We start from the raw sequence: 20,229 nt of genomic DNA, 5'->3' as shown, positions 1-20,229 counted from the left end.
ACCCGTTTCCCGTTGCCGGTGTGCCGTGTCGATGGAGGCGCATTATAGGGAGCGGTTCAGATAGCGCAAGTGCAAATGACAACTTTTTTACCGACCGTTCACTTTGCGCTCAATTAGCTGCCTTATTAAACAAAACTCAGGTGAAAGGGCATAAAAAAATCGGGCCAGCGGCCCGTTTTTATCTCGCAGGATTACTGATGAGCTGTAATCACATCGTTTTCCACATCCATCTGGATCGTTTTGCCCGGCACCAGTGAACCAGAAAGGATCTGCTGTGCCAGCGGGTTTTCGATCTGCTGCTGTATCGCCCGTTTCAGCGGACGCGCACCATAGACCGGATCGTAGCCATTCTCCGCCAGCAACCGCAGAGCCTCCTCGGAGATATGCAACTGATAGCCGCGCTCCTCCAGACGATGATACAGCCGCTGCAGCTGAATCTGAGCAATAGAGGCAATATGTTTCTCAGCCAGCGGATGGAACACCACGACCTCATCAATACGGTTGACGAATTCAGGACGGAAGTGCTGGCCAACCACACCCATCACAATCTCTTTCATTTCCGGATAGCCGAGATCGCCGAACCGCTCCTGAATTAAATCTGACCCAAGGTTAGAGGTCATGATCACCACGCTGTTACGGAAATCGACCGTTCTGCCCTGTCCATCCGTCAGGCGTCCATCATCCAGCACCTGCAGCAGAATGTTAAAGACATCAGGATGCGCCTTTTCGACCTCATCCAGCAGGATGACGGAGTAAGGACGACGACGTACCGCTTCAGTCAGATAACCGCCCTCTTCATAACCGACATAACCCGGAGGGGCACCCACCAGTCGTGACACCGAATGTTTTTCCATAAATTCGGACATGTCGATACGCACCATGGCATCGTCACTGTCGAACAGGAAGTTAGCCAGCGATTTACACAGCTCGGTCTTACCTACACCGGTCGGCCCCAGGAACAGGAACGAACCGATAGGACGGTTAGGATCCGACAGACCGGCACGGCTGCGACGAATCGCATTGGATACCGCCTCAACGGCTTCATCCTGTCCGATAACCCGGCCATGCAGCTCCTGCTCCATCCGCAACAGCTTATCGCGCTCACCTTCCATCATTCGTGCTACCGGGATACCGGTCCAGCGGGCCAGCACATCGGCAATCTCCACATCTGTTACCCGGTTACGCAGTAACTTCATGGTTTTGCCTTCCGCCTGGGTGGCTGCAGCTAACTGTTTTTCCAGGGCAGGAATTTTACCGTACTGCAGCTCTGACATCTGAGCGAGATCGCCCTGACGACGGGCCTGCTCTAAATTGAGACGCGCCTGCTCCAGTTCAGCTTTGATGTTCTGCGTGCCGGATAATGAGGCTTTCTCGGTTTTCCACTCATCTTCAAGCTCGGCATACTCCCGCTCTTTCTGATTCAGCTCGCTCTCCAGCATCTCAAGGCGTTTGATGCTGGCATCATCAGCCTCTTTCTTCAGTGCCTGCTGCTCCAGCTTCAGCTGAATGATGCGACGCTCCAGACGATCCAGTGACTCCGGCTTCGAGTCCATCTGCATACGAATGCTGGATGCCGCCTCGTCGATCAGGTCAATCGCCTTGTCAGGCAGTTGCCGGTCCGCAATGTAACGATGAGAGAGCGTTGCAGCCGCGACGATCGCCGGGTCAGTGATCTGCACATGATGATGCAGTTCATAACGCTCTTTCAGGCCGCGCAGAATGGCGATGGTATCTTCGACACTCGGTTCCGCCACAAAGACTTTCTGGAAACGGCGCTCCAGCGCAGCATCTTTTTCAATATACTGCCGGTACTCATCCAGCGTAGTGGCACCGACACAGTGCAGCTCGCCACGCGCCAGCGCGGGTTTAAGCATATTGCCGGCATCCATCGCGCCGTCAGCTTTACCGGCACCGACCATCGTATGCAACTCGTCGATGAACAGAATGACGTTACCTTCCTGCTTCGACAGATCGCTCAGCACCCCTTTCAGGCGCTCTTCGAATTCACCGCGATATTTAGCACCGGCCACCAGCGCACCCATATCCAGCGCCAGAACCCGCCGGCCTTTCAGACCTTCAGGTACTTCGCCATTGATAATGCGCTGCGCCAGCCCTTCAACAATCGCTGTTTTACCCACGCCGGGTTCACCAATCAGCACCGGGTTATTTTTGGTACGGCGCTGCAACACCTGGATGGTGCGACGGATCTCTTCATCACGGCCGATGACCGGATCGAGTTTGCCCTTCTCGGCGCGCTCGGTCAGATCGATGGTATATTTCTTCAGTGCCTGGCGCTGATCTTCAGCCCCCTGATCGTTCACGTTGTCTCCTCCCCGCATTTGTTCAATCGCACTGGTGATTTTTTCGCGAGTGGCACCTGCCGCTTTGAGCAGATCGGCCAGAGAGCCGCGTGATTCCAGGGCAGCCAGAACAAATAATTCAGATGAAATAAAGTTGTCGTTGCGCTTCTGCGCCAGTTTGTCGCACAGGTTTAATACCCGGACGAGGTCAGATGAGGGTTGAACATCCCCTTCACTGCCTTCAACCTGCGGCAGGCGGTCAATGGCCTGCTCAACCTGCGCGCGAAAAGGTGTCACGTCGACACCGGCCGACGTCAGTAAAGGCGAAACCGATCCGCCTTCCTGTTTGAGCAATGCGCTCATCAGGTGCAGAGGTTCAATAAATTGGTTGTCGTGTCCCAGAGCCAGGGACTGCGCGTCGGCGAGAGCCAGCTGAAATTTGTTGGTAAGACGATCCAGACGCATAATTCCTCCCATTACAGGTCAAAATGCTACTGGAGATTAAATGAGGTCATCCCTCAAATTTTCAAGGTTAATGACCTGAGATTTGAGTAAAAAATACGCTAACTGGACCGTCTTATCGCGTAAGGTTATAACAGCCAGATCAAAGTTGCCATACGCCCGGTGATCCCATCGCGGCGGAAAGAGAAGAAATCGTCACGCTGTGTAAAGGTACAGCGACTGTCGGCGCTGATGGAACGGACGCCTGCAGCCTGCAGTCGCCTGCGCGCCAGTAGCCAGATATTGGCGTAGAATCGCTCTCCCGACGGATGAAAAGCCTGTCCGGCGTGGGGGTCCTGAGCCACAAAGGCGTCGCGCACTTCGGCACCGACCTCAAACGCATCAGGGCCGATTGCCGGCCCCAGCCAGGCATGAATCTGATCGGGCGGCGATCGGAACTGCGCCAGGGTATTTTCCAGAACGCCCGCACAGAGGCCACGCCAGCCGGCATGCGCGGCCGCCACTTCAGCACCGTCCTGCGAACAGAACAGCACCGGCAGACAGTCAGCCGTCATAATGGCGCAGACCACGCCAGGCTCGGAGGTGATACAGGCGTCAGCGCGTAATGTCGTCTCTCCCCCTTCAGCCAGACGCACGACGCCGGTGCCGTGCACCTGATCCAGCCACTGTGGCATCGCAGGCAACCCCGCCTCATCAACCAGCAACTGACGGTTACGCGCAACCGCGTCGGGATTATCCCCCACGTGCCCGCCCAGATTAAGCGCATCCCACGGGGAATGACTGACTCCGCCCTGGCGGCGGGTTGAGCAGGCCCGGACACGCGCCGGTGCGGGCCATTGAGGAATAATCAGATCCATCACCAGTCCATCTGGTCTTTAAATTCTGCGGTGTCTGCTTTTAACGCCGCAATCAGATCGACCATGTCCTGCGGGATAGCCGCATGAAACTCCATTTCAATACCGCTGATAGGATGGTAAAGACGCAGCATCGTAGCGTGCAGCGCCTGACGGTCGAAGCCCCGTAGCGTAGCGATAAATGCCTCTGAGGCGCCTTTTGGCGGACGCGGGCGACCACCGTAGAGCGGATCGCCCACCAGCGGATGGCTGATGTGTGACATATGAACGCGGATCTGGTGAGTACGCCCGGTTTCCAGACGCAGACGCAGACGCGTGTGCGCACGGAAATGCTCCATGATGCGGTAGTGCGTGACCGCCGGTTTCCCCATCGGGTGTACGGCCATGTGCGTACGTTTGGTGGAGTGACGACTGATCGGCTCTTCGACCGTGCCGCCCGCGGTCATATTACCAATCGCAACGGCTTCATATTCACGGGTAATTTCACGCCGCTGCAGTGATTCCACCAGATGCGTCTGTGCCGGTACGGTTTTCGCCACGACCATCAGGCCGGTCGTGTCTTTATCCAGGCGGTGTACGATGCCTGCACGAGGCACATCCATGATCGCAGGATAGTGATGAAGCAATGCATTCAGCACCGTGCCATCCGGATTACCGGCACCGGGATGCACCACAAAATCGCGGGGTTTATTGATGACAATAATGTCTTCATCTTCGTAAACGATGTCGAGTGGCAGATTTTGCGGTTCCCAGCGCTGTGCCTCCTCAATCTCAGCGTTAATCGCGACCAGCTCGCCGCCCAACACTTTTTCTTTTGGGGTATCGACCATGACGCCGTTTACCGTCACGCGACGATCGAGGATCCACTCTTTTATGCGTGAACGTGAATAATCAGGGAACAATTCCGCCAAAGTCTGATCTAAGCGTTGTCCGAGTTGTGATTCGGATACCGTTGCGGTGAGTTGAACTTGTTGTGCCATATACAGCTTCTTCGTTAACGTTGGGTTTTCACGGCGATGCCGTTTAATATAATGTGCTATCGTACCTGGTCATTACCGGGAGCTATACGGACAGCTTCCGCCATAACATTTGAGGATAATCACTTCGTCATGACGCGTATGAAACATCTGGTGGCTGCTGCCACACTGAGCCTGGCACTTGTTGGTTGTTCCGGCTCAAATGACGCGGTACCGGACAGCCCGCCTTCTGAAATCTATGCCACAGCGCAGCAAAAGCTGCAGGACGGTAACTTTAAAGCTGCGATTAAGCAACTGGAAGCGCTGGATAATCGTTATCCGTTCGGTCCTTACTCGCAGCAGGTGCAGCTGGATTTAATCTACGCGTACTATAAAAATGCCGATCTGCCTCTGGCGCAGGCTGCCATTGCGCGCTTTATGCGCCTCAACCCGACCCATCCGAACATCGACTATGTCATCTATATGAAAGGTCTGACGGACATGGCGCTGGATGATTCAGCACTGCAGGGCTTCTTCGGTATCGATCGTTCTGACCGCGACCCGACGCATGCACGTGATGCATTCCGTGATTTCTCACAGCTGCTGCGCAGTTACCCGAACAGTCAGTATGCCGCTGACGCGCAGAAACGTCTGGTCTACCTGAAAGATCGCCTGGCTAAATATGAGCTTTCAGTGGCGCAATTCTATACTAAGCGTGAGGCTTATGTCGCGGTTGTTAACCGGGTTGAAGGCATGATGCGCGATTATCCGGATACGCAGGCGACACACGACGCACTGCCACTGATGGAGAATGCCTACCGCAACCTGCAGCTGAACGCCGAAGCGGATAAAGTGGCGAAAATCATCGCGGCTAACAATAGCTGACAGCAGGCTGCGTTTCAGCCATAAAAAAAGCAGCCGGAAAGGCTGCTTTTTTTTGCTCACAAAACAGTCATAACTGGATCTGAAATCAGCGAGATAACCCATCAAGAATGCCGGGTTTATCGTTTCGCTTCAAGGTATTTCCGCCCGTTTCTGAGCCTTTCTCACAGATTGTCAAAACTGACAAAAAGTGACATTTTTCCGTGATAGAAATCTCACATTCAGCGCTTTTTCGCGCTATGCTGAGAAGACCAAGACGGAAATGACAGAGAGGTAAGAACGATGATTCTGAACATTACCAGTAAGCAAATGGAAATCACCCCGGCCATCCGAAGCCATGTTGAAGACCGTCTCGCCAAGCTCGAAAAATGGCAAACCGACCTGATTAATCCGCATATTGTTCTGTCGAAAGAGCCCAAAGAATTCGTGGCCGATGCCACCATTAACACCCCAAACGGGACTCTGGTGGCCAGTGCCAAACATGACGATATGTATACCGCGATCAACGACCTGATTGCGAAGCTGGAGCGCCAGCTCAACAAAGTACAGCACAAGTCTGAAGCACGCCGCGCCAGTGCCAGCGTGAAAGACATCATTCCTGCTGACGAAGCGTCCTGATTTTCTTAACGCGCCTCCGGGCGCGTTTTTTATTGACAGCTTTTAAGCTGTACGGTTACTCTCCCCCTACTCCTTTTGCGGACATTTCCATGAAACATGATCTGTTTTTCTTCGCTTTCTTTTTTACCTTCCCCTGAACGGGAGGCCATTCGTCGTGAGAAAATGAAAGCGAAGACGAACAACCAAGCCTCCCAGCCGGGAGGCTTTTTTTTTTGGATAGCATACAGGTGAGCCCTATGAATCCCGACAATCCATTGCTGGCGCTACGCGATAAGATCAGCGCAGTGGATAAAAAACTTCTGACGCTGCTGGCTGAGCGTCGTCTGCTGGCAGTGGAAGTTGCGCAGGCCAAGCTGGCTACACATCGCCCGATTCGGGATGTCGAGCGCGAACGCGCGCTGCTGGAAAATCTGATTGTGCTGGGTAAGGCCCATCACCTGGATGCGCATTATATCACCCGTCTGTTTCAGCTGGTCATTGAAGATTCCGTTCTGACCCAGCAGGCGCTGCTGCAAAAGAACCTCAACCACCCTCATGCCCATGCGGCGCGTATCGCCTTCCTTGGACCCAAAGGCTCTTACTCCCATCTGGCGGCACGCAACTATGCATCGCGCCACTTCGATAATATGGTGGAGTGTGGCTGCCTGAAGTTTCACGACATCATCAAACAGGTCGAAAATGGCGCAGCCGATTACGCCGTCATGCCGATTGAGAACACCAGTTCAGGCTCCATCAATGATGTTTATGACCTGCTGCAGCAGACCAGCCTCTCCATTGTGGGTGAACTGACGCTGCCTATCGACCACTGCGTCCTGGTGAAGGGTAGCAGTGACCTGCAGCAGATAGAGACGGTTTACAGCCATCCTCAGCCGTTCCAGCAGTGCAGCCAGTTTATTAACCGTTTCCCGCACTGGAAAATCGAATATACCGAGAGTACGGCCGCGGCAATGGAAAAGGTCGCAGCGCTCAACTCCCCTGCCGTTGCGGCCCTGGGCAGTGAAGCCGGTGGTGAACTCTATCAGTTGCAGGTGCTGGAGCGGAATCTGGCCAATCAGCAGCAAAACCATACCCGCTTCATCGTGCTGGCGCGTAAGGCGATCGATGTGTCAGATCAGGTGCCAGCCAAAACCACGCTGATCATGGCAACCGGTCAGCAGGCGGGCGCGCTGGTCGATGCGCTGCTGGTACTGCGTCAGCACAACCTGATCATGAGCAAGCTGGAGTCCCGCCCGATTCACGGTAATCCGTGGGAAGAGATGTTCTACATTGATGTGCAGGGCAATCTGCAATCAGAGCGGATGCAGCAGGCGCTGCAGGAATTACAGACAATGACCCGCTCGCTGAAGGTGCTGGGCTGTTATCCCAGCGAGAATGTCGTGCCCGTTGAACCTGCCGAATAGAAAAAAGGCATCCGGAAGGATGCCTTTTTCTTTATGGGCGGCTGTCGTTCGCCGATCGCAGCAGGCTGCGACTCTCAATGAGGAAGCGTCGGGCATGATCCCCAAACCACTGCTCTACGCGATTAAAGCTGGCGATAAACGCCTGTTTGTCGCCCTGCTCCAGCAGCGCAATCGCTTCACCAAACCGCTGGTAGTAACGTTTAATCAGCGCCAGATTACTCTCTGAAGACATAATGATATCGGCGTAAAGCTGCGGGTCCTGAGCGAATAACCGCCCGACCATTGCCAGCTCCAGCCGGTAAATCGGTGATGAAAGCGCCAGCAGCTGGTCAAGATTGACGTTCTCTTCGGCTAAATGCAGGCCATAAGCAAAGGTGGCAAAGTGACGCAGCGCCTGGATAAACGCCATGTTCTGATCGTGCTCAACCGCACTGATGCGATGCAAGCGCGCACCCCAGACCTGAATCTGCTCCAGGAACCACTGATACGCCTCCGGCTGCCGGCCATCACACCAGACCACCACCTGTTTCGCCAGGCTGCCACTGTCCGGGCCGAACATCGGATGCAGACCCAGCACCGGACCGTTATGGGCGGCCAGCATCGCCTGCAGAGGGCGGTTTTTGACCGACGCCAGGTCGACCAGAATGCAGTCGTCTGGCAGAGGGGGTAATTGTGCAATCACCTGTTCAGTCAGGTGAATCGGCACGCTGATGATGACCATACCGGCATCACGGAGCAAGGTCTCCGCCTGCGGCCAGTCCTCTTTATCCAGCGTTTTCACCGTATAGCCTGACAGTCCGAGCATCTTTTCAAAGAGTCGGCCCATCTGGCCCTTGCCGCCAACGATCACCACCGGACGCAGTGCCGGGCACAGGGTTTTAAAGCCTTTATCATTCTCGCTGGTATAGGATTCGCGCATCACGCGACGCAGCACATCCTCAATCAGATCCGGCGGCACACCGAGCGCTTCAGCCTCTTTGCGACGGGAAGCCAGCATTGACGCTTCCCGTTCAGGCACATAGATAGGCAGGCCGTAACGGCTTTTAACTTCCCCTACCTCAGCGACCAGCTCCAGACGTCTGGCCAGCAGATCAAGGAGCGCTTTATCAACACTATCAATTTGATCGCGTAACGCGGTCAGTTCAGCCACCATTCCTCTTATACCTCTTGTGACAGACGCGCCGACAGCACTCCCTTCAGATCCTGATGCATCTCACGCAGTAACGTTTCGGTCACGTCCCAGCTGATGCACGCATCGGTGACGGAAACGCCATATTTCATTTCGCTGCGTGGCAGTTCAGAAGACTGGTTACCCTCATTGATATGGCTTTCCAGCATCAGACCAATGATTGAACGGTTCCCGTCTTTGATCTGGGCGATAGCGGATTCCGCTACGCCAGGCTGACGGCTGTAGTCTTTGTTCGAATTACCATGGCTGCAATCTATCATTAAGGCAGGACGCAGTCCCGCCTTCTGCATCTCTTTTTCACACTGTGCGACATCTTCAGGACCGTAGTTCGGCGCTTTACCACCACGCAGGATTACATGCCCATCCGGGTTGCCCTGCGTCTGCAGCAGGCAGACCTGACCCGCCTGATTGATGCCGACGAAGCGATGCGGCATTGCCGCGGCGCGCATCGCATTGATCGCCGTGCCCAGGCTGCCATCGGTGCCATTTTTAAAGCCTACCGGCATGGAGAGACCCGAAGCCATTTCGCGGTGCGTCTGGGATTCGGTCGTGCGTGCGCCAATGGCGGACCAGCTGAACAGATCACCCAGATATTGCGGGCTGTTTGGATCGAGCGCTTCTGTCGCCAGCGGCAGGCCCATTTCAACCAGGTCCACCAGCAGCTTACGAGCGATGTGCAGACCCGCTTCCATATCAAACGAGTTATCCATGTAAGGATCGTTGATCAGCCCTTTCCAGCCGACGGTGGTGCGGGGTTTTTCAAAGTAGACGCGCATAACGATATAGAGCTGATCGCTCAGCTGTTCAGAAAGAGTTTGCAGACGACGCGCATAGTCCAGTGCGACTTCGGTATCGTGAATTGAACAGGGTCCGCATACCACCAGCAGACGCGGATCGCGTCCGGCAATGATGTCAGAGATGGTTTGGCGTGAAGCCGCAACCTGCTCCTGCTGTTCCGGCGTCAGTGGAAACTTCGCTTTCAGCTCTTCAGGTGTAATTAAAACCTGTTCACCGGCGATGTGCACATTGTTCAGCGCGTCTTTTTGCATGATGGCGATCCTTTATCTCGTATTGGCGGTTCTGGACTCCTCGCTGAGGATTGACGTCACTGTATCACAGCCGGTACAGAGCGCAAGATAGCATGTACACATTAATTACCACAGATCAATAACCGCCGCAGGGCGCTATAAATTAATCAATAAAATCATATATATAAAATATAAGACAAAAGAGAACATCAGGATTAAAGTGTAATTATATCTTTACACATGCTTTTATTGTTTTTCTTGCCGGCGCAGGCAAAATGAAACGATTAAGGGTTTGCATCCGGGAATGATATGCCTTCATCACCACGCACGACGCATCTGCGACCTTTCCTGTTAAGCGATGTTCCTGCGTTTACCGCTGCGGTGAACGCCTCGCTGGACAGCCTGATCCCCTGGATGGCCTGGGCACATCACGACTATCAGCCGCATGAGGCGGAAAGCTGGATCCGCTTTACCCACTGGCAACGGATGCGGGAAGAAGCTGAAGAGTTTGCGATTGTCGATCAGCACGATCAGCTGCTGGGAGGCGCAGGCGTGCGCTTTGCCCGCCATCCCGGCGCTGCCAGTGCAATTGGCTACTGGGTGCGCAGTGATGTTCAGCGTCAGGGGATTGCGACCCGTGCCGTCGCCGCTTTATTGCCGCTGGGGTTTTCACGACCTGAAACACGGGTGATTGAGATTCTGGTGGCCGAGGATAATCTCGCCAGCAGAGCCGTCGCGGAGAAGTCGGGCGGCGATTTTATTGGCTGTCGTTACGGCCTGATCGTGCTCAATGATGGGCCGGTCAATACCGCGATTTATCATTTTCAGCGGCCAGACACCGCTTAACGCCAGGCACCAGGACAAAAAAAAGGGGCTGGCAGATGCCAACCCCTTGTTTGCTATTAACTTTCAGATGTCGCGTTAGCGATACCTTAGTTAAGACGCTCTTTAATACGAGCAGACTTACCAGTACGCTCACGCAGGTAGTACAGTTTGGCTTTACGCACAGCGCCACGACGTTTAACAGCGATGCTGTCAATGACCGGCGAGTGAGTCTGGAATACACGCTCAACGCCTTCGCCGTTAGAAATTTTGCGAACAGTGAATGCAGAGTGCAGACCGCGGTTACGAATAGCGATAACCACGCCCTCGAATGCCTGCAGACGTTTTTTAGAACCTTCAACGACCCATACTTTCACTTCCACGGAATCACCCGGGCGGAAGGAAGGTACGTCCTGTTTCATCTGCTCTTGTTCAATTTGCTTGATAATGTTGCTCATAATTAAATCTCATATCCTGGGTAAACTGATAGTCGGGGAAGATTACTCTTCCACATCATCGTTTTGTTGCTGCTGATGTTCCCGCTGGAACTCATTCAGCAACCTTGCTTGCTCTTCAGTCAGAGCCAGGTTTTCCAGAAGTTCAGGTCTTCTTAGCCAGGTACGGCCTAGCGACTGCTTCAGACGCCAGCGGCGAATATCGGCATGGTTACCTGACAGTAAAACTGCCGGGACTTCCACGCCCTCTAACACTTCAGGTCGGGTATAGTGCGGACAATCCAGCAAGCCGTCAGAGAACGAGTCCTCATCGGCTGACGCCTGCTTGCCGAGTACGCCGGGAATAAACCGGGCGACTGCGTCAATCATCGTCATGGCTGGCAGTTCCCCGCCACTGAGAACGTAATCACCGATTGACCATTCTTCATCAATCTCGGCGTGGATTACGCGCTCATCTATCCCTTCATAACGGCCACAGACCAGAATTAACTTGTCTCGTGCCGCCAGTTCGCAAACGCCCTGTTGGTCCAGTTTGCGACCCTGAGGTGAAAGATATATCACCCTGGCGCCATCACCTGCCGCTGCTTTCGCTGCGGAGATGGCATCCCGTAAGGGTTGTACCATCATCAGCATTCCCGGTCCGCCGCCGTAAGGACGATCATCCACGGTACGGTGCCGGTCGTGCGTGAAGTCACGCGGACTCCAGCTTTGAATGCTGAGCAGACCGTTTTTTACAGCCCGGCCAGTTACCCCGTAGTCGGTAATAGCGCGAAACATTTCTGGAAACAGGCTAATAACACCAATCCACATTGTATTCGCCGTTACGTTACCGCTCGATTCGGAGCTCAAAAACCAGGATCCCAATCTACCTCAATGACGCGAGTAGAGAGATCGACTTTCCTGATAACCTGTTCATCAAGAAACGGAATTAACCGCTCCTGAACACCGAATGCATCCTTCAGGTTTGCCTTAACGACGAGAACGTCGTTCGAGCCGGTTTCCATCATATCGATGACTTTGCCCATCTCGTAGCCTTCAAGGTTAACCACCTGGCAGCCCATAAGGTCTTTCCAGTAGTAGTCACCCTCTTCCAGCGATGGCAACTGCGTCGAGTCAACCTGAATTTCGCAATTGGTTAACTGAGCCGCCGCATCCCGATCTTCAATGCCTTTGACTTTGATGATCAGGTCCTGATTGTGGTGCTTCCAACTTTCCAGTTCGACATGCTGCCATTTACCGGCGCGCTGGATGAACCAGGGTTGGTAGCTGAAGATGCTTTCAGCGTCTTCAGTGGAGGAAAACACTTTGAGCCAGCCGCGAATACCGTAGGCGGCTCCCATCTTGCCCAATACAATCGGGTTGACAGGAGGCTGTGCGGCAATTTGTCTGCTCATGCTCACCACCGTGACAGATTAAGCTGCTTTCTTAGCTTCTTTGACCAGCGCGTTAACGCGATCAGAAAGCGTTGCGCCCTGGCCAACCCAGTGCTCGATACGATCCATATCCAGACGCAGACCTTCAGCCTGACCAGAAGCGATCGGGTTGAAGAAACCAACGCGCTCGATGAAACGACCGTTGCGTGCATTGCGGCTGTCAGTAACGACGACCTGATAGAACGGACGCTTTTTAGCGCCGTGACGTGCCAAACGAATTGTTACCATAACATCCTCTTCAGTTAATAAAACACCCGGCCCCCATCGAGGAACGGGGTCCGGGTGCTGTATAAAAAGCCCGAAAATTTTACTCATTTTGGCGCAAAAAGCAACCTAAACCGCGTCCTTTCGGGCTTTTTTGTGGAACCCTTAGCGGCCGGGGAATCCTGGCGGCATCATACCTTTCATGCCGCGCATCATTTTCGCCATACCGCCCTTCTTCATCTTCTTCATCATACGCTGCATGTCGTCGAACTGCTTTAATAAGCGGTTAACGTCCTGCACCTGCATGCCAGAACCGGTGGCGATGCGGCGTTTACGCGAGCCTTTGATGATCTCTGGCTTCTCACGCTCTTTGCGTGTCATCGAGTTGATGATGGCTTCCATGCGCACCAGAACCTTGTCATCCATCTGCGACTTCACGTTGTCAGGCAGCTGTCCCATGCCGGGCAGTTTACCCATCAGGCTGGCCATGCCGCCCATGTTACGCATCTGCTTCAGCTGCTCAAGGAAGTCGTTGAGATCGAAACCGTCGCCGGTTTTCAGCTTCTTCGCCAGCTTCTCTGCTTTATCGCGGTCAACCTTGCTTTCGATATCTTCGATCAGTGACAGCACGTCACCCATGCCGAGGATGCGTGATGCAATACGGTCCGGATAGAACGGCTCCAGGGCTTCGGTTTTCTCGCCGACACCCATAAATTTAATTGGCTTGCCGGTGATATGACGAATCGACAGCGCCGCACCCCCACGTGCATCACCGTCAACTTTGGTCAGGATCACGCCGGTGAGCGGCAGCGCTTCGTTGAAGGCTTTGGCCGTGTTGGCCGCATCCTGACCGGTCATGGCATCGACCACAAACAGCGTTTCTACCGGATTAATCGCGGCATGAACCTGTTTGATTTCGTCCATCATCGCTTCATCAACGTGCAGACGACCCGCGGTATCCACCAGCAGCACATCGTAGAATTTCAGGCGCGCTTCACGCAGCGCATTGTTGACGATCTCTACTGGCTTCTGGCTGAGGTCAGAGGGGCAGAAATCCACGCCAACCTGCTGCGCCAGCGTTTCCAGCTGTTTGATTGCCGCCGGACGATAAACGTCGGCAGAGACAACCAGCACTTTCTTTTTGTGCTTCTCGCGCAGGAATTTACCCAGCTTACCCACGCTGGTGGTTTTACCGGCACCCTGCAGACCCGCCATCAGCACCACGGCTGGCGGCTGAGCGGCCAGGTCGAGAGCATTGTTCTCTGCCCCCATCGCCGCAACCAATTCGTTACGAACGATTTTGATGAACTCCTGACCCGGCGTCAGGCTTTTGTTTACATCATGGCCGACCGCGCTCTCTTTCACGCGGTTAATGAAGTCACGCACCACCGGCAGCGCAACGTCAGCTTCAAGCAGTGCCATGCGCACTTCACGCAGGGTCTCTTTAATGTTCTCTTCAGTCAGCCTTCCGCGGCCGCTGATGTTTCGCAGGGTTTGCGACAAACGATCGGTTAAATTATCAAACATGGTCTCTCACTTAAAAAGATCGCGAGGCGCCTGATCGGCAGAATGCGGCGGATTATAACACGAAGCCGCCGCGATCTCTGCAATTGCCCCTCAGATCGTTTGGAGCCTGCTGCGGCTGGCGCTATACTGCCTTTTTCCTTATCTGACTGAACCTGAAAGGATCTATGTTCGTTTTCCCGATAGTGGCGCTGTTAGCCTACTCCTTAAGTCTTGCCCTGATCATTCCGAGCCTGCTGAAGCGTAATGGCGGCTGGCGGCGAATGGCGATGCTCTCTGCCTGTGTGGCGCTGGTGACACACGCGGTAGCCCTGCAGCAGCGCATATTTGCGGTTGATAGCGGCCAGAATTTAAGCCTGCTCAACATCGGTTCACTGGTCAGCCTGTTGATCTGCGCCATTATGACCATTGTGGCGTCACGCAACCGCGGCTGGTTGCTGCTGCCGATTGTCTACAGCTTCGCGCTGATCAATCTGGCCTTTGCTACCTTTGTCCCTAATGCCTTCATCACCCACCTGGAAACGACGCCAGGGATGATGATCCATATCGGCCTGTCGCTCTTCGCCTATGCAACGCTGATTATCGCTGCCCTCTATGCGCTGCAGCTGGCATGGATCGATTACCAGTTAAAAAACAAGCGTCTGGCGTTTACGCAGGATATGCCGCCGCTGCTGACCATCGAACGCAAGATGTTTCATATCACGCAGGTCGGGGTCGTTCTGTTAACGCTGGTGCTCTGCACCGGTCTGTTTTACATGCAGGATCTTTTCAGCGCCGAAAACGTCGATAAAGCCGTGCTTTCGATTATCGCGTGGTTTGTTTATATCGTTTTGCTCTGGGGACACTATCATGAAGGCTGGCGTGGTCGCCGCGTCGTCTGGTTTAACTGCAGCGGTGCGGTGCTGTTGACCATGGCTTACTTCGGCAGTCGCATCCTGCAGCATCTGCTTGTCCCTGTCTCTCATTAAAAAGGAAGTTCTGCGTTGGAACATGTTTCAACCACCACGCTGATTATTATTCTGTGCGTCATGGTTCTGGTCTCCGCCTGGTTTGCCGGGTCGGAAACCGGCATGATGACGCTTAATCGCTATAAGCTGCGCCATCAGGTTAAAAACGGCAGTCGCGCTGCGCGCCGGGTGGAAAAGTTACTGCGGCGTCCCGATCGGCTGCTGAGCCTGGTATTAATCGGCAATAACCTGGTGAATATTCTGGCCTCCGCCCTCGCCACCATCGTCGGCATGCGCCTGCACGGTGACGAAGGGGTCGCCGTCGCGACCGGTATCCTGACCTTCGTCGTGCTGGTCTTTGCTGAAGTGCTGCCGAAAACGGTAGCCGCGCTCTATCCGGAGCGGGTCGCCTTTCCCAGCAGCCTGCTGCTGGTCCCGCTGCAATACATCATGCTGCCGCTGGTCTGGCTGCTGAATACCATTACCCGTCTGCTGATGCGGATGGTGGGAATCCGGGCTGAAGGCGCAATCAGTTCTGCGCTGAGCAAAGAGGAGCTTCGCACCATCGTCTATGAGTCACGCAGCCTGATGTCGCGCCGTAATCAGGATATGCTGCTCTCGGTGCTCGATCTGGAGAAGGTCAGCGTTGATGACATCATGGTGCCGCGTAACGAGATTGTCGGTATCAACATCAGCGATGACTGGAAATCAGTCGTCCGCCAGCTGAGCCACTCACCGCATGGCCGCATTGTCCTGTTCCGCGACTCACTGGATGACTGTGTCGGTATGCTGCGGGTGCGTGAAGCCTGGCGCATGATGACCGAGAAAAAAGAGTTCACCAAAGAGATGCTGCTGCGCGCTGCGGATGAGATTTACTACATCCCGGAAGGGACACCGCTCAACACCCAGCTGGTAAAATTCCAGCGCAACAAAAAGAAAACGGGCCTGGTGGTGGATGAATATGGTGACATCAAAGGACTGGTGACCATAGAAGACATTCTGGAGGAGATCGTGGGAGATTTTACCACCTCAATGTCGCCGTCGCTGGCCGAAGAGGTGATGCCCCAGAATGATGGTTCCGTGCTGATCGAAGGCAGTGCCAGCGTGCGTGAAATCAACAAGGCGTTTAACTGGCAGCTGCCAGAGCAGGAAGCCCGCACCATCAACGGTATGCTGCTGGAAGCGCTGGAGGAGATCCCCGCTATCAACACCCGCGTTCAGATCGGTCACTACAACATCGATATCCTGGACGTGCAGGACAACATGATTAAGCAGGTGCGCATCACACCGAAGACCCCGCTGAAAAAATCGGTCGGTTCCTGAAGCCATAAAAAAAACGCCGCAATCGACACGATGCGGCGTTTTTTTTAGCCGGGCAGTTCTGACTAGATGTGCAGTTCTTTCAGCTTTTCAGCAGGCAGTTTCAGATCTTCGTTACGGTTAACGCCGATCTCATGCGCCAGCACGTTGCGGGCAATCTGCTGCGCTTCATCCAGTGAGTGCAGTTTGTAGCTGCCACACTGGTATTCGTTCAGCTCAGGGATCTGGTTCTGATCTTTCACTTTCAGAACGTCTTCCATCGCCCCTTTCCACGCTTTCGCCACGCGCTGCTCATCTGGCGTACCGATCAGGCTCATGTAGAAGCCGGTACGGCAGCCCATTGGCGAAATATCGACGATTTCCACACCGTCACCGTTGAGGTGATCACGCATAAACCCGGCAAAGAGATGCTCCAGCGTATGAATGCCACGCTCAGTGAGGATATCAATGTTCGGGCGGCAGAAACGCAGGTCAAAAACGGTAATCGTATCGCCATGCGGAGTCTTCATGGTTTTCGCAACGCGAACCGCCGGTGCGCCCATGATGGTGTGATCAACGGTAAAACTATCCAGTAGTGGCATACGTCACCTCCTGTTCTGAGAATTTTTTTAAAAACGATGAAACTTTTCTGTTCGCCCAACGTCTGAATATATGAAAGACGCGCATTTGTTATCATCATCCCTGACAACAGAGATGTTAATTTGGCCACATTGATGTGGCCTTTTTCTTTTCTACCCTTCCCGGCTTGCCAGATACGCTTCAAAATCCAGCTTATCGTTCGCTTCCAGCTGCTGCTGCGCCGCGACAGATTCCTGCGCCTGACGCGAGAAATCCTCTTCGGTCAGCACCTCCAGCGGCTCTTCACAGAGCAGATGACGATACTGTTCAGCCAGCGCTACGCCGGTTCCGGTCACACCATTATCCTTCATGGCCTGCAGAATGCGCGCCGAGTAGGTTAGCTCAGGATCGTCGAACGATGCTACCAGTTGATCGCAAACCTGCTGATATTCCGTGCTCGCCTGATTGTCACTGTCTAACACTTCAGCAACCCGACGCAGATCGGCAAACAGGGTTTTGCCCACTTCAACCAGCGAATGTTCCGCTTCACCACAACCTACGGCAATTTTCTGATCCGGTTTACGGCCTTCCAGCACCACGCGGTTCCAGTTTTTACGGGTACACTGCAGCTCTTCTGCACTCATCTCCGGTGCATCGGCCAGCGTACACCAGATCAGGAACAGGTCGAGGAAGCGCACCTGGTTCTCATCCACCCCGATAGCCGAGAAGGGGTTGATATCCAGTGAACGGACTTCAATGTACTCAATGCCACCCCGCAGCAGCGCGTCAGATGGCGCTTCACCGGAACGGGTCACCCGTTTTGGCCGGATTGGCGCATAGAGTTCATTCTCAATCTGCAGCACGTTGGTATTGAGCTGCAGCCAGTTGCCGTCAGCATCTTTCGTGCCCATGCCCGCAAACTCTTCTGACGGCGTTTTGATCGCTTTCTTCAGCGCCGTGACATAGCCTTCCAGCGAGTTAAACGTAATGCCCAGCGAGCTCTGCGATTTATTGGTGTAGCCGAGATCGCTCAGACGCAATGAAGTTGCATAAGGCAGCCACATTGTATCTTTGTCGTTGGTTTCAAACGGCAGCGGGCTCTCACGGCCCTGCAGGAAGCTGGAGCTGATCGCTGGCGATGCGCCAAACAGATAAGGGATCACCCAGCCGAAGCGATAGTAGTTGCGGATCAACCGCAGGTAGCCCGCCGAGATGGTCTCTTTTCCGCTCTCCACATCTTTCACATCCGCCCACTCCTGCCAGAAGGAAAGCGGCAGCGAGAAGTTGTAGTGAATACCGGAGATGGTCTGCATCAACGCGCCGTAGCGGTTTTTCAGGCCCTGACGATAGAGGGTCTTCATCTGACCAATGTTGGATTGACCATACTGTGCCAGCTCAATATTGTCTGCATCGTCAATCACGCACGGCATACTGAAAGGCCACATACGCTCGTCACCCAGCTCACGGGCAACGTGACGATGGATATCGCGCAGGAAAGCCAGCATGTGATCGATGCTGTGATCCACTGGGGTAATAAACTCCAGCAACGTTTCGGCAAAATCAGTGGTGATCCAGTCATGCTTCAGCGCCGACCCCAGCGAGGCCGGGTGTCCGCTTTTTGCCAGGTCGCCATTTGCCTGTACGCGCAGTGTTTCACGCTCGATGCCACGGCCAATGCCCTTGAGAGCATTGGGATGCGCTTCCAGCCAGGAGAGCGCTTTAGAGACGTCCGGGATCACATTCCCCCCCCGCTGTGATAATAATTTATTTTTGTTCAGCATAATCTTAACCGTAGCCTCGAATCTGTGCGAATCAATGCCACCATTCCATACCCTGTAATGTGGCTATCGCGATAACGATATAACGCAGTGTTTTACCGACAGCGAGAAACAGCATCACTGGCAGCCAGGCGAACCGTAACCAGCCCGCGAGAACGCAGAGCAGGTCACCTATCACCGGTAGCCAGCTGAAGAGCAGCGCTGCAGGTCCCAGCCGGTGCAACCACGTCATTGCTGTGTCATGCCATCGCCCCTGACCTTTTAACGGCAGCAGGCGACCAATAAGAATGTTCGTTAAGCCGCCCAGTGTGTTTCCCAGTGATGCGGCTAAAAGCAATCCGTAAACTGATGTCTTTTTTGCTATCAATAGTGCTATCAGCAGTGCTTCAGAACTTCCAGGCAGAAGCGTCGCACTCAAAAAACTGCTGCCGAACATGGAGGCATAGGTGAGGATGTCACTCACAGTAAGCGGACATCCACCACATCCATCCCTGCCGCTTTCGCGGCCTGAATGCCAAAATCGGCATCCTCAAAAACCACACACCGTTCAGGCGCCACACCCATCAGCGCTGCGCAGCGCAGAAAGGTTTCTGGCTCGGGTTTGTGTCGCTTCACATCATCAGCACCCACCACAGCCGAAAACAGCTCACGCACGCCCAATTGCGTCAGTAACGCCTCCGCCATGCTGTGCTCGCTTCCGGTGCCCACCGCCATCGGACGACGTCCGTGGTACGCTTTAGCCACTTCCAGTAAAGGCAGCGGCCTGACATTGTCCAGCAGCATCGCTTTCACGGCAGCGGTTTTCTCTGCGGCAAGAAGATGGGGATCGAGAGACGACTGATTGGTGTCAATGATGAACTGCGCAAGCCGCCAGGCGGGTGCGCCATTGAAGTCGATAATACGTGCTTCATCCAGCGTTAATCCGTAGTGCGCAAGTACCTGACGCCACGCTTTTCGATGTGTCGGCTCTGTATCCAGGATCGTGCCGTCCATATCGAAAATCAGGGCGTCATAGTGATCGTACATTGTCACTCCGGACATTCATCAAATGAGACATTACTTTAGCCTAATGTGGACAGGTTGTCGCCAGGGGGGATGAACAGCAAATGCTTTGAAAGCATTAACAATTTTTCTTTTCAGATAAAGGTGATCGTGCGCGACCAGCGATAACAGTACGAATTTTCAGCGATTTTTTAACAATCGTCTGGTGCCAGGGCGGCGGCGCACCTGCATGAGAGGCAAACTGCAGCGGGTTATGCAGGACAGGTGGGGCTGGGCGTTGCTTAAGATGAAATGATGAATCTGTTACGCAGATGAGGCTGAAAAGCCGCGTGGATGGAGCCAGAGAAAAAGAGAAGAGCGTGAAGGCGGCCTGAACGCTAACTACGTCATGACATACTGAGGCACTGACCCTATTGAAGAATATGGTGCATCCAGGAGGATTCGAACCTCCGACCGCTCGGTTCGTAGCCGAGTACTCTATCCAGCTGAGCTATGGA

General features: G+C 54.1%; 21 protein-coding genes and 1 other annotated feature. Of the genes, 7 read left to right on the top strand and 14 right to left on the bottom strand.

The genetic code is table 11. The annotated features are described in order from the left end of the window. Nucleotides 1-191 precede the first annotated feature (191 nt). The 3 genes from clpB to rluD form a co-directional block, all read right to left on the bottom strand. The gene (gene clpB, locus HFD92_RS19940; RefSeq protein WP_111208640.1) at nucleotides 192-2,765 is read right to left on the bottom strand and encodes an ATP-dependent chaperone ClpB; all 2,574 of its coding nucleotides are present in this window, start codon (nucleotides 2,763-2,765) and stop codon (nucleotides 192-194) included. 125 nt (nucleotides 2,766-2,890) lie between these two features. Continuing rightward, nucleotides 2,891-3,619, bottom strand: a complete 729-nt coding sequence (gene yfiH / locus HFD92_RS19935; RefSeq protein ID WP_167429549.1) for a purine nucleoside phosphorylase YfiH — start codon at nucleotides 3,617-3,619, stop codon at nucleotides 2,891-2,893. Further along, nucleotides 3,619-4,596, bottom strand: a complete 978-nt coding sequence (rluD, locus tag HFD92_RS19930; protein ID WP_009086786.1) for a 23S rRNA pseudouridine(1911/1915/1917) synthase RluD — start codon at nucleotides 4,594-4,596, stop codon at nucleotides 3,619-3,621. Before rluD ends, yfiH begins: the two co-directional genes overlap by 1 nt. A gap of 129 nt (nucleotides 4,597-4,725) precedes the next feature. Between rluD and bamD the strand changes: the two genes are divergently transcribed. From bamD to pheA, 4 genes are all read left to right on the top strand, one after another. Beyond that, nucleotides 4,726-5,457: an outer membrane protein assembly factor BamD gene (gene bamD, locus HFD92_RS19925; RefSeq protein WP_009086788.1), complete on the top strand. Its 732-nt coding sequence runs from the start codon at nucleotides 4,726-4,728 to the stop codon at nucleotides 5,455-5,457. Between the two features lie 279 nt (nucleotides 5,458-5,736). After that, on the top strand, nucleotides 5,737-6,072 hold the full coding sequence (gene raiA, locus HFD92_RS19920; RefSeq protein WP_009086789.1) for a ribosome-associated translation inhibitor RaiA: 336 nt from the start codon (nucleotides 5,737-5,739) through the stop codon (nucleotides 6,070-6,072). Nucleotides 6,073-6,160: 88 nt separating this feature from the next. Further along, nucleotides 6,161-6,285: a sequence feature (Phe leader region), on the top strand. Further along, nucleotides 6,162-6,209 carry a pheA operon leader peptide PheL gene (gene pheL / locus HFD92_RS21685; protein WP_193387678.1) on the top strand — a complete coding sequence of 16 codons (48 nt, stop codon included), beginning with the start codon at nucleotides 6,162-6,164 and terminating at the stop codon, nucleotides 6,207-6,209. It overlaps the preceding feature by 48 nt. Before the next feature lie 23 nt (nucleotides 6,286-6,308). Further along, the gene (gene pheA / locus HFD92_RS19915) at nucleotides 6,309-7,472 is read left to right on the top strand and encodes a bifunctional chorismate mutase/prephenate dehydratase (RefSeq protein WP_009086794.1); all 1,164 of its coding nucleotides are present in this window, start codon (nucleotides 6,309-6,311) and stop codon (nucleotides 7,470-7,472) included. A 31-nt stretch (nucleotides 7,473-7,503) separates the two neighbouring features. On the opposite strand, the gene tyrA is transcribed toward pheA, so the two are convergent. Both tyrA and HFD92_RS19905 read right to left on the bottom strand, forming a co-directional pair. Next, a complete protein-coding gene (gene tyrA, locus HFD92_RS19910; protein ID WP_009086795.1) occupies nucleotides 7,504-8,625 on the bottom strand; it encodes a bifunctional chorismate mutase/prephenate dehydrogenase in 1,122 nt (373 codons plus the stop codon). Between the two features lie 5 nt (nucleotides 8,626-8,630). Beyond that, nucleotides 8,631-9,710 (bottom strand): 3-deoxy-7-phosphoheptulonate synthase, encoded by a 1,080-nt coding sequence (locus HFD92_RS19905; protein WP_009086797.1) that lies wholly within the window; start codon nucleotides 9,708-9,710, stop codon nucleotides 8,631-8,633. A gap of 288 nt (nucleotides 9,711-9,998) precedes the next feature. Between HFD92_RS19905 and HFD92_RS19900 the strand changes: the two genes are divergently transcribed. After that, complete coding sequence (locus tag HFD92_RS19900; RefSeq protein WP_167429548.1) at nucleotides 9,999-10,535, top strand: GNAT family N-acetyltransferase; 537 nt, start codon at nucleotides 9,999-10,001, stop codon at nucleotides 10,533-10,535. A gap of 86 nt (nucleotides 10,536-10,621) precedes the next feature. On the opposite strand, the gene rplS is transcribed toward HFD92_RS19900, so the two are convergent. The 5 genes from rplS to ffh form a co-directional block, all read right to left on the bottom strand. After that, nucleotides 10,622-10,969: a 50S ribosomal protein L19 gene (rplS, locus tag HFD92_RS19895; protein WP_003849035.1), complete on the bottom strand. Its 348-nt coding sequence runs from the start codon at nucleotides 10,967-10,969 to the stop codon at nucleotides 10,622-10,624. Nucleotides 10,970-11,011: 42 nt separating this feature from the next. Then, on the bottom strand, nucleotides 11,012-11,776 hold the full coding sequence (trmD, locus tag HFD92_RS19890; protein ID WP_009086876.1) for a tRNA (guanosine(37)-N1)-methyltransferase TrmD: 765 nt from the start codon (nucleotides 11,774-11,776) through the stop codon (nucleotides 11,012-11,014). Nucleotides 11,777-11,811: 35 nt separating this feature from the next. Next, nucleotides 11,812-12,360: a ribosome maturation factor RimM gene (gene rimM / locus HFD92_RS19885; protein WP_009086878.1), complete on the bottom strand. Its 549-nt coding sequence runs from the start codon at nucleotides 12,358-12,360 to the stop codon at nucleotides 11,812-11,814. Nucleotides 12,361-12,378: 18 nt separating this feature from the next. Beyond that, nucleotides 12,379-12,627, bottom strand: coding sequence for a 30S ribosomal protein S16 (rpsP, locus tag HFD92_RS19880; protein WP_009086880.1), 249 nt, complete (start codon nucleotides 12,625-12,627; stop codon nucleotides 12,379-12,381). A 141-nt stretch (nucleotides 12,628-12,768) separates the two neighbouring features. Then, nucleotides 12,769-14,130, bottom strand: coding sequence for a signal recognition particle protein (gene ffh / locus HFD92_RS19875; RefSeq protein WP_009086882.1), 1,362 nt, complete (start codon nucleotides 14,128-14,130; stop codon nucleotides 12,769-12,771). Nucleotides 14,131-14,294: 164 nt separating this feature from the next. Between ffh and HFD92_RS19870 the strand changes: the two genes are divergently transcribed. Both HFD92_RS19870 and HFD92_RS19865 read left to right on the top strand, forming a co-directional pair. Beyond that, the gene (locus HFD92_RS19870) at nucleotides 14,295-15,095 is read left to right on the top strand and encodes an inner membrane protein YpjD (protein WP_009086884.1); all 801 of its coding nucleotides are present in this window, start codon (nucleotides 14,295-14,297) and stop codon (nucleotides 15,093-15,095) included. Between the two features lie 15 nt (nucleotides 15,096-15,110). Continuing rightward, nucleotides 15,111-16,397, top strand: coding sequence for an HlyC/CorC family transporter (locus HFD92_RS19865; RefSeq protein ID WP_167429547.1), 1,287 nt, complete (start codon nucleotides 15,111-15,113; stop codon nucleotides 16,395-16,397). Between the two features lie 62 nt (nucleotides 16,398-16,459). On the opposite strand, the gene luxS is transcribed toward HFD92_RS19865, so the two are convergent. The 4 genes from luxS to yqaB form a co-directional block, all read right to left on the bottom strand. Beyond that, on the bottom strand, nucleotides 16,460-16,975 hold the full coding sequence (gene luxS / locus HFD92_RS19860; RefSeq protein WP_009086888.1) for an S-ribosylhomocysteine lyase: 516 nt from the start codon (nucleotides 16,973-16,975) through the stop codon (nucleotides 16,460-16,462). Between the two features lie 150 nt (nucleotides 16,976-17,125). Beyond that, nucleotides 17,126-18,733, bottom strand: a complete 1,608-nt coding sequence (gshA, locus tag HFD92_RS19855) for a glutamate--cysteine ligase (protein ID WP_167429546.1) — start codon at nucleotides 18,731-18,733, stop codon at nucleotides 17,126-17,128. 31 nt (nucleotides 18,734-18,764) lie between these two features. Then, a complete protein-coding gene (locus tag HFD92_RS19850; protein WP_046102439.1) occupies nucleotides 18,765-19,193 on the bottom strand; it encodes a YqaA family protein in 429 nt (142 codons plus the stop codon). Beyond that, on the bottom strand, nucleotides 19,190-19,756 hold the full coding sequence (gene yqaB / locus HFD92_RS19845; protein WP_046102440.1) for a fructose-1-phosphate/6-phosphogluconate phosphatase: 567 nt from the start codon (nucleotides 19,754-19,756) through the stop codon (nucleotides 19,190-19,192). The genes HFD92_RS19850 and yqaB overlap by 4 nt, the downstream gene beginning before the upstream one ends. Between the last annotated feature and the right edge of the window lie 473 nt (nucleotides 19,757-20,229).

The organism is Pantoea sp. EKM101V, from assembly GCF_011800325.1.
Taxonomy (GTDB): Bacteria; Pseudomonadota; Gammaproteobacteria; order Enterobacterales; family Enterobacteriaceae; genus Pantoea; species Pantoea anthophila.
Note: the sequence above shows the minus strand (reverse complement) of the source record. Positions and strands in the feature narration are given on the sequence as shown.